We start from the raw sequence: 8,386 nt of genomic DNA, 5'->3' as shown, positions 1-8,386 counted from the left end.
GCGCGGTGAACAGCAGCTCCTGCGCCCGCTGGTGCAGCTTCTCGAGTTCGAGGTCCTCGGCGTAGCCGAGCCGCGCGGCCTTCACCCGGTACGCCTCCAGCCGCCCCCGCAGCTCCGCGCGCCGGTCGAGCAGCCCGCCGACCGTGCGCAGCGACCGCCGGGCCGCGTCGAGCGCGTCGGCGGCGGCCCGGTCCAGCTCCTCGACCGCGGCCGCGAGCGCGCTCCAGTCACCGCCGTCGCGCAGCTTCGCCAGCGCCCGGACCCGCGGCCGCAGCCGGGCCGAGCCATCGCCGGTCGGCTCGGGGATGCCCGGGTTCGCGATCTTCTCGACCACCGCCGCGTAGGTCTGCCGCGCGGTCACCTCGGTGGCCTCGATGTCCGACAACACCTCCTCGATCCGGGCGAGCCGGCCGTCGAACGAGTCCCGCAGCGCGGTGAGGTCGGTCAGCCGGACCCGCAGCTCGCCCAGGCGGGCCGCGATGCCGGGCAGCGGGTCGGTGGCGGCGACGGTCAGCACGTCGGTGAGCACCAGCTCGCGGGCCGCCTCGAGATCACGGCGCAGCCGGTCGACGGACTCGCGCATCCCCCGGTCGCCGGCCGCCACCGACTCGGCCAGCACCGAGACCTCGTGCAGCTCCTGCTCCAGCGGGTCGAGCCGGCCGATCGCCGCCGACCACGCGGTCGCGGCGGTCGCGAGCACGTCGGTGACCGACGCGAACGCCTTCTTCATCCGGTCGAGCAGCTCGTCCAGCGTGATCCGGTGCGTCGTCCGCGCCGGCCCGGTGAGCCCGCGCCGCTCGATGGGCACCTGCTCGGAGTCCAGCTCCACGACCGGATCGGTGAGCAGCCCGGTCAGCTCGGCGAGCTCCTCGTCACCGGGCCGGGAACGGCGTGCCCGCACCTCGCGGGCCCGGTCGACCAGGCCCCGGTAGGTGGCGAACTGCTCCCACAGGGCGGCCATCGCGACGCTCGTCTCGGCCCAGCGTGTCGCCGTCGTGCCGGTGAGGGTGGCGACGCGCAGCAGCTGGTGCCCGGCGTGCGAGTCCATCTCGACGAGTGAGGTGGCGATCCGGTCGCTGTCCGCGCCGAGCCGGTCGAGGGCGCGGTCGACCTCCTCCCGACTCAGCAACGCCATTCCCATGTCTCCGGTATACCCATCGCCGCTCAGTCCCGATACCTCGCCACCGGCGGGGCCGGTGCCGGGCCGAGCAGGTCGCGCAGCCAGTAGTTGTACGTGTCCCGCCAGGTGCCGTCGGTGCGCATCCGCTCGATCACCGCGTTGACGAACCGCACGAAGTCCGTCTGGCCCTTCGGAATCGCCATGCCATAGGGCTCGTCGTCGATCGGCTCGCCGACGACCTTCGTGAACGGGTCCTGCGCGGAGAGCCCGGCCAGGATCGTGTCGTCGGTGGAGATCGCGTCGACCTGGTTCTGCTGGAGCATCACCAGGCAGTCGGTCCAGTCCGACACCTTGACCGGGATCGGCTTCGACGGCGCCTCGGCGATGTTGGCGAGGGACGTGGAGCCGTCGGTGGCGCACACCCGCTTGCCGCCCAGCGCGTCGATGCCGTCGATCCCGGACGCCTCCTTCACCAGCACCCGCTGCCCGGCCAGGTAGTACACCGACGAGAAATCGACCTCCTGGAGCCGCTCGCAGTTGATCGTCATCGTGCGGATCACGATGTCGACCTCTCCCTCCCGCAGCGCCGGGATGCGCTGGCTGGAGGTGAGGATGCGCAGCTGCAGGGCGTTCTCCGTGCCGAAGATCGCTCGTGCGATCTGCTTCGCCATGTCGATGTCGAAGCCTTCGACGTCGCCCGTGAACGGGTTGCGGAAGCCGAACTGGTAGGTGTTCTGGTCCACGCCGACGACGAGCTTGCCCGAGGCGCGGATCTGGGCCATCGTCGAGCCGGCGGGCAGCGCGTTCGGTGCCGGCAACGGCCCCGGGCGCAGGCTCGCGGTCGGGTCGCCGCAGTCCGCCGCCGGTGGTGCGGTCGGCGGCTCGGTCAGCTCCTCCGCGCCGGCCGGCCGCGGCACCTCGACGGCCACCTCGCCCGGCGTGACGGGCTCCTCCGTGCCGCAGCCGGTGGCGAGCAGGACCACGACCCCGAGCACGGCGGCGATCACGTTCCGGCTGTTCATCGGTACTCCTTGAGCCGCTGCCAGATGCCGGCCACCGAGCCGGCGGCCATGATCACGGCCAGCAGGATCACGCCGAGGACGGTCCCGGTGACCGCGTTGCTCGCCTGCGACACCTCGTCGGTGAAGCGCTGCGTGGTCAGCTCCAGCGCGTCCGCCAGGCCGCCGTCGACCTCCAGGAACCGGCCGGCGGCGCCGTTCGGGTCCGACCCGATGGTGAGCTCCACCGCCCGCGCGTAGTCACCGCCGTCGTCGGCCTGGCGGATGTCCTCGTGCACCGCGAGCCAGTCCTGCCACGCCTCGCGTGCCGCCTCGACGTGGCCGCGCACCTCGTCGTTGATCGCGCCGTCGCTCGCCTCGGCCAACAGGCCGCCCCGGCCGTCGGCACCGCCGACGCGGTCGGCCACCGCGACGTAGTCCTCCTCGAACGCGGCGCCGCTGCCGCGAGCGACCAGCGTGAGCGTCTCGTCGGCCCGCGCGGCCAGCGTCGCGATCCTGGCCTGGGCGAGCTGGTCGACGTCCGCGGAGCCGAACTCCCGGCTCTGGTCGACGTTGGTCATCACGCCGAACGTCGCCACCAGCACCCACACCAGCGACACCAGCGCCGCGCCGGTGGCCACCAGCAGCCCGACGTTGAACACACGGTTCGTGGTGCGCCGCAGGTAGATCTGGGCCGCGACGAGCACGGCGAGGCCGAGCACGCCGACCAGCAGCTCCGGCCACGGGAAGCCGTCCGCGCCGTCCTGGTCGGCCGACACCTGCGCGATCTCCGCCCGGTACAGCCGCTCGGCGGCCGGCAGCAGCTCGGTGCGCATGAGGTTGGACGCCTCGCGCTGGTAGGCCGCGCCGACGGGCAGGCCCTGGTGGTTGTTCGCCCGCGCGGTCTCGACCAGTCCGGTGTAGACGGACAGCTTCGCGGACAGGGTCGAGAGCGGGCCGCCCGCGGCGAGCTCCGCGGGCTCGCGGGCCGCGACGGCCACCGCGAGCGCCGACTCGGCCTGCGCGATGTCGCGCTGATAACGGGCGCGCTGGTCGGCCGGTTCCTCGCCGCCGGCCAGGAACGCGCCGGCCGCGGTGGCGTCGGCGTCCGACAGCGAGCGGTAGATGTCCTGCGCGGCCACGCTCAGCGGGCCGCTGCGGGTGGCGAGGTCGTCGAGCGCGGTGGCCCGGGTCTGCACCCCGATCGCGGTGAGCACGCCGACGAGCGCGCTGACCAGGACCAGCACCACGGTCAGGATGGTCAGCACGCCCGGGGTGGTCCGGGACAGCTCGTTGAGCTCGGTGAACCGGCCCTGGCGCGTCGGTGCGTCCGGCCTCGCGTCCGGTGACGAGTCCGGCGCGGTGGGCCGGGACACCGCGGGGGCGCTCACGGCCCCTCCGTGCACGGCTGGGTGGTGATCAACACGTCGAACCTTTCCGAACGGCCACGCCCGGGCCGTACCTTCCCCCGACGGTGATCGTCAGCCTAGTCGGCGCCGCGGCGGCCCAGCGCCGGTTTACCCCGAATGCAGGCGGCACTTGACAACGGTTGGCACACGATTCACTATTTCACTACTTCATTAGTGAAAGGGTGTTGGAGTGATCGACTTTCGACTTGATCGAAACTCCGGCGTCGCGACGTACCTGCAGCTGGTCCACCAGGTCAAACACGCGCTGCGGCTGGGTGTGCTGCGGCCGGGGGACCGGCTGCCGACCGCGAAGGAGGTCGTGGACCAGTTGGCGATCAACCCGAACACGGTGCTGAAGGCGTACCGCGAGCTCGAACGCGAGGGACTCGTCGCGGGCCGGCCGGGGCTCGGCACGTTCGTGCAGCGCTCGCTGGGTGGCGCGTCGGTCACCGAGCACGCCCGGCTGCGCGAGCTGCTGGCGGACTGGGTCCGCGACGCGCGGAAGGCCGGGCTGGACGCGGAGGACGTGGAGGCGCTGTTCGCCTCGGTGGTGCTGGATTCGTTTCGCTTGATGGATCGTTCAGGGGAGGACACGGCATGACGGTGCTGAACGCGGCCGGGCTGGGGAAGCGGTACCGGCGCAACTGGGCGCTTCGGGACTGCTCGCTGTCGGTGCCGGCCGGGCGGGTGGTCGCGCTGGTGGGCCCGAACGGCGCCGGCAAGACGACGTTGCTGCACCTGGCGGTCGGGCTGCTGTCGCCGACCACGGGCAGCGTCGACGTGTTCGGCGGGCCCGTGCCGGACTCGCTGGACCGGGTGGCGTTCCTGGCACAGGACAAGCCGCTCTACGACGGGTTCACGGTGGCCGACATGCTGCGGTTCGGCCGGCGGATGAACCCGCGGTGGGACGACGAGCTGGCCACCCGCCGGCTGGCGGACCTGGGGATCCCGTTGGGGCGCAAGGTGGGCAAGCTGTCCGGTGGCCAGCAGGCGCAGGTCGCGCTGACCCTGGTGCTGGCGAAGCGGCCGGACCTGCTGCTGCTCGACGAGCCGCTCGCGAACCTGGACCCGTTGGCGCGCCACGAGGTCATGCGTGGGCTGATGGCCGCGGTGGCCGAGACCGGGATGACCGTGATGCTCTCCTCGCACGTGGTGTCGGACCTGGAGAACACGTGCGACTGGCTCGTCGTGCTCAACAGCGGGCGGGTCCAGGTGAGCGGCGACATCGAGGAGCTGCTCGCCGGTCACCGGCTGCTGACCGGGCCGGCCGGCCTCGCCGACGGCGTCGCGGCACGTCTGACCACGGTGGACGACAGTCGCAGCGAGCGGCAGGCGACGCTGCTCGTGCGCGAGGCCTCACCCACGCTCGATCCACGATGGTCGGTCCGCGGTGTCGGCCTGGAGGAGTTGGTACTCGCCTACCTGCGCCAGCCCGAGTCGGCCACCGTGCCACGCCCCGTGCTCGCGAGCGCCTGAGACCTCCAGGGGGAGGTGACCTCGCCGGGCCGGGCAGGTGGGAGTGCTCGACCGGCGAGGTCTCGTACGGCGTCTCGTTCTGTTTCTGAGGAGGGAGTTCCATGTTCTGGCTCACCATCCGGCAGCACCGGATCCAGCTCGTCGTGACGGCCGCGCTCCTGGCCGGATTCGGCCTCGTGCTGCTCGTGCACGGGATCGGCACGGCGGACGCGGCCGCGGGGTTGTCCGGCGGCGACCTGGAGGCGGTGCTGGCCGAGCGGCATCAGGTACTGGGCCTGGTGATCGGCTGGCTGCCCGCGGTGCCGCTGCTCGTCGGGTTGTTCTGGGGCGCGCCGGTGCTCGCCCGCGAGTTCGAGCGGGGCACGCACTACCTGGCGTGGACCCAGACCGTGCCGCGGGGTCGCTGGCTGCTGCTCAAGCTCGCCTGGCTCGGCCTGCTCGTGACGCTCGCCGGGCTGGCGCTCGGCGCGATGGTCACCGCGTGGACGGCGACGTTCGCCGGGACCCGGTTCGCGAGCCGGTTCGGTGACAACGCGGTGTTCGCGAGCACGGGGGTCGCCGCGGGCGCGTGGTGGTTGTTCGCGTTCATGGTCGGCGTGGCCGGGGGAGCGGTGCTGCGCCGGATGCTGCCCGCCATGGCGGTGACGGTCGCGGTGTTCCTGCTCGCGATGGTCGGGGTGTTCACCTCCCGGGATGAGTACGCGGAGCCGGCGCGTGTCGTGTCCGACGAACCGATGGCCATGTCCACTGTGGACTTGCTGCCGGCCGGTGTGGCGTGGGTCGACCCGGCGGGCCGGGAGGTCGAGCAGGTCGACGGCGCGAGGTGTCCGGTCCCGCGGACCTACTGGGACTGCATGCGCGACGCCGGCTACCGCGTGGTGAGCTACGTGCACCCGCCGGACCGGTACTGGCACTTCCAGTGGACCGAGGCCGGGATCCTGCTGTGCGGTGCGGTGTTGTTGGCGGGCGTCGCCCACCAGCGTGTCGCCCGGCGATCGGTCTGAGCCGTGCTCTGGGTGACCTGGCGGCAGCACCGGGCGCAGGTGCTGGTCACCGCCGCGCTGCTGGCCGGCACGGGCGTGTTCCTGCTCGTGCACGGCGTGCACGCGGCGGACACCGCGGCCGGTACCGCCGCGCAGGATCTGGAGCGGGCCCTGGGGGACGACTTCCGGCTCGCCTACCAGGGGCTGAGCTGGCTGCCGTGGGTGCCGGCGCTGGTCGGGGTGTTCTGGGGCGCGCCGCTGGTGTCGCGGGAGTTCGAGCGGGGCACCTTCCGGGTGGCGTGGACGCAGTCGGTGTCGCGGCGGCGGTGGCTGGCCGTGAAGCTCGGTGTGCTCGGCCTGCTGGCCGCGCTCGCCGGGCTGGCGATGGGCGCGATGGTCGGCGCGTGGCTGCACGTGTTCGACGGGACCCGGTTCGCCGACCGGTTCGGGGACGACTCGATGTTCGGCTCGACCGGGGTGGCGTCAGCGGCCTGGTGGCTGTTCGCGTTCCTGCTGGGCGCGGCGTCCGGGGCGGTGGTGCGGCGGCTGCTGCCGGCGATCGCGGTGACTATCGCGGTGTTCGTCGCCGTGCTGTTCACGGTGATCGTGTTCGGGCGGGGCAACTACGCGGCGCCCGACCGGGTGGTCGTCGACCTCGACGCGGCACCGATCACGGACACCATGGTCGCGGACTACGCCTGGGTCGACCGCGGGGGCCGGGAGTACACCGACAACCCGCCCGCGTGCCGGTCCGCGGGCCGGGCGGAGTACCTGGACTGCCTGCGCGACGCGGGCTACCGCACGGTGCTGTACCTGCACCCGCCGGACCGCTACTGGCGTTTCCAGTGGACGGAGACGGGGATCCTGCTGGTGCTCTCCGCGGGGCTGGCCGGGCTCACCGTGCGGCGGCTGCGGTCATGACAGTTCCGCCTCCCCGGAATTTAATGTGTTGGTTGCGTTGGGGGACGGAGGGTTCTGCCTGGTCACGTACTTGTGGCTGGCCTGCGTCACGTTCCCCTGAGGTGTGGTTGCGAAGCCCTCGGCCTGATTCGATCTTGGGGTTGACACAAGGGGTGTCATGAGCGGTCCGGGTCGCGCGGGAGGATGCGGCGGGGGAGTCCGTGCGGGCGCGGGCGGGGCTGCCACTCGCGCGGGTAGCCCAACGAGACCTCCTCGAAGCGGACCCCGTCGTGCACCGTCGATCGCGGGATGTGCAGGTGGCCGTAGACCATGGCCGCCACATCGAAGCGGACGTGCCAGTCGGCGGTCGCCTCGGTGCCGCACCACTGGGCGAACTCGGGGTAGCGCAGGACCCGCGTCGGCTCGCGGACGAGCGGGTAGTGGTTGACCAGCACGGCCGGCGTCTCGATCTCGGCCAGCCGCTTCTCGGTCGCCTCGACCCGGGCACGGCACCATGCGTCGCGAGTCGGGTACGGGTCGGGGTGCAGCAGGTACTCGTCGGTGCACACCACGCCGGTCCGGTGGGCGTAGGCGAGGCCCTCCTCCAAGGTGGCGCAGCCCTCGGGCCGGAACGTGTAGTCGTAGAGCAGGAACAGCGGCGCGACCGTGACCGGCCCGTCCGGCCCGGGCCACCGCGGGTACGGGTCCTCGGGCGTGAGCACGTCGAGCCGGCGGGCCATCTCCACCAGCGCCTCGTACCGCTCGACCCCGCGCAGGGTCACCGGGTCGTCCGGCGGGGTCCACAGCTCGTGGTTGCCCGGCGCCCAGATGACCTTGGCGAACCTCTCGCGCAGCAGCCCGAGTGCCCACTCCACGCTCGCGAACCGTTCGGCGACGTCGCCCGCGACCAGCAGCCAGTCCTCCGGCGACGCCGAGCGCAGGCCGCGCACGACCTCGCGGTTGTCGGAGTAGGAGACGTGCAGATCGCTGACCGCGTACAGATCACTCACGACGCCCGACCCTAACGGCCCCGTTATCCGCCTCGACCTACCGTCGTGCTGAACAATGGCCGTGACCACTTCTGTGGGGGAAGGAGCCGTGGTGCGCGGACTGACCGCTTCCGCCGGCGTCGTGGTATTCGCCGCGACGCTGCTGGTGGCGCCCAGCCCGGCGGCAGCCCAGCCGACCACGGTCGCCGGCCTGCTCGCGCACTACCACGACCTGAGCCAGGAGGCGGAGCGAGTCAACGAGGAGCTGCTGATCCTGCGCGAGCGGGTGGCCGCGCAGCGGCGCACCTCGGCGGCGGCGACCAGGGCCGCGAACGACGTGAGGGCCGCGGCCGACGCCGCGCGGGGCACGGTCAACGCGGCGCAGGACCTGGACCAGGTCGCCGCCGCGCTCGCCGCGCGGGACGGTCGCGACGCGCTGTCCGCGCTCGCCGACAGCACCAGCCCCGACGACCTGCTCGGCCGGCTCGAGGCGGCCGGCCTGGCCCAGCGC

Annotated in this window: 7 protein-coding genes and 2 pseudogenes; 5 read left to right on the top strand and 4 right to left on the bottom strand. The window is 72.7% G+C overall.

Features of this window, described 5'->3' with window-relative positions:
- The 3 genes and pseudogenes from ACRDTB_RS36200 to ACRDTB_RS36190 all read right to left on the bottom strand — a co-directional run.
- Positions 1-1,135, bottom strand: a pseudogene (locus tag ACRDTB_RS36200) (hypothetical protein); the annotation flags it as partial.
- A gap of 29 nt (positions 1,136-1,164) precedes the next feature.
- Positions 1,165-2,142: a glutamate ABC transporter substrate-binding protein gene (locus ACRDTB_RS36195; protein WP_431436767.1), complete on the bottom strand. Its 978-nt coding sequence runs from the start codon at positions 2,140-2,142 to the stop codon at positions 1,165-1,167.
- Positions 2,139-3,509 (bottom strand): hypothetical protein, encoded by a 1,371-nt coding sequence (locus ACRDTB_RS36190; RefSeq protein WP_431436765.1) that lies wholly within the window; start codon positions 3,507-3,509, stop codon positions 2,139-2,141. The genes ACRDTB_RS36195 and ACRDTB_RS36190 overlap by 4 nt, the downstream gene beginning before the upstream one ends.
- 208 nt (positions 3,510-3,717) lie before the next feature.
- On the opposite strand from ACRDTB_RS36190, the gene ACRDTB_RS36185 reads away from it, so the two are divergent.
- The 4 genes from ACRDTB_RS36185 (at position 3,718) to ACRDTB_RS36170 (ending at position 6,907) form a co-directional block, all read left to right on the top strand.
- Positions 3,718-4,128 carry a GntR family transcriptional regulator gene (locus ACRDTB_RS36185; RefSeq protein WP_431436764.1) on the top strand — a complete coding sequence of 137 codons (411 nt, stop codon included), beginning with the start codon at positions 3,718-3,720 and terminating at the stop codon, positions 4,126-4,128.
- On the top strand, positions 4,125-5,003 hold the full coding sequence (locus tag ACRDTB_RS36180; protein ID WP_431436763.1) for an ABC transporter ATP-binding protein: 879 nt from the start codon (positions 4,125-4,127) through the stop codon (positions 5,001-5,003). Before ACRDTB_RS36185 ends, ACRDTB_RS36180 begins: the two co-directional genes overlap by 4 nt.
- A 101-nt stretch (positions 5,004-5,104) precedes the next feature.
- Positions 5,105-6,007, top strand: a complete 903-nt coding sequence (locus tag ACRDTB_RS36175) for an ABC transporter permease (RefSeq protein WP_431436762.1) — start codon at positions 5,105-5,107, stop codon at positions 6,005-6,007.
- Between the two features lie 3 nt (positions 6,008-6,010).
- Positions 6,011-6,907, top strand: a complete 897-nt coding sequence (locus ACRDTB_RS36170; protein WP_431436761.1) for an ABC transporter permease — start codon at positions 6,011-6,013, stop codon at positions 6,905-6,907.
- A gap of 155 nt (positions 6,908-7,062) precedes the next feature.
- Here ACRDTB_RS36170 and ACRDTB_RS36165 read toward each other — a convergent pair whose 3' ends face one another.
- A complete protein-coding gene (locus tag ACRDTB_RS36165; RefSeq protein ID WP_431436760.1) occupies positions 7,063-7,896 on the bottom strand; it encodes a metallophosphoesterase family protein in 834 nt (277 codons plus the stop codon).
- A gap of 91 nt (positions 7,897-7,987) precedes the next feature.
- On the opposite strand from ACRDTB_RS36165, the pseudogene ACRDTB_RS36160 reads away from it, so the two are divergent.
- Positions 7,988-8,386 (top strand): annotated as a pseudogene (locus tag ACRDTB_RS36160) (hypothetical protein); the annotation flags it as partial.

The organism is Actinophytocola sp., assembly GCF_050699935.1.
Classification (GTDB): domain Bacteria; phylum Actinomycetota; class Actinomycetes; order Mycobacteriales; family Pseudonocardiaceae; genus Actinophytocola.
This window is presented reverse-complemented; position numbering and strand designations above follow the sequence as displayed.

Bases quoted from the DNA above. Each gene is read 5' to 3' on its own strand.
- ACRDTB_RS36195 (WP_431436767.1), bottom strand. From the start codon at position 2,142: ATGAACAGCCGGAACGTGATCGCCGCCGTGCTCGGGGTCGTGGTCCTG.
- ACRDTB_RS36180 (WP_431436763.1), top strand. From the start codon at position 4,125: ATGACGGTGCTGAACGCGGCCGGGCTGGGGAAGCGGTACCGGCGCAAC.
- ACRDTB_RS36175 (WP_431436762.1), top strand. From the start codon at position 5,105: ATGTTCTGGCTCACCATCCGGCAGCACCGGATCCAGCTCGTCGTGACG.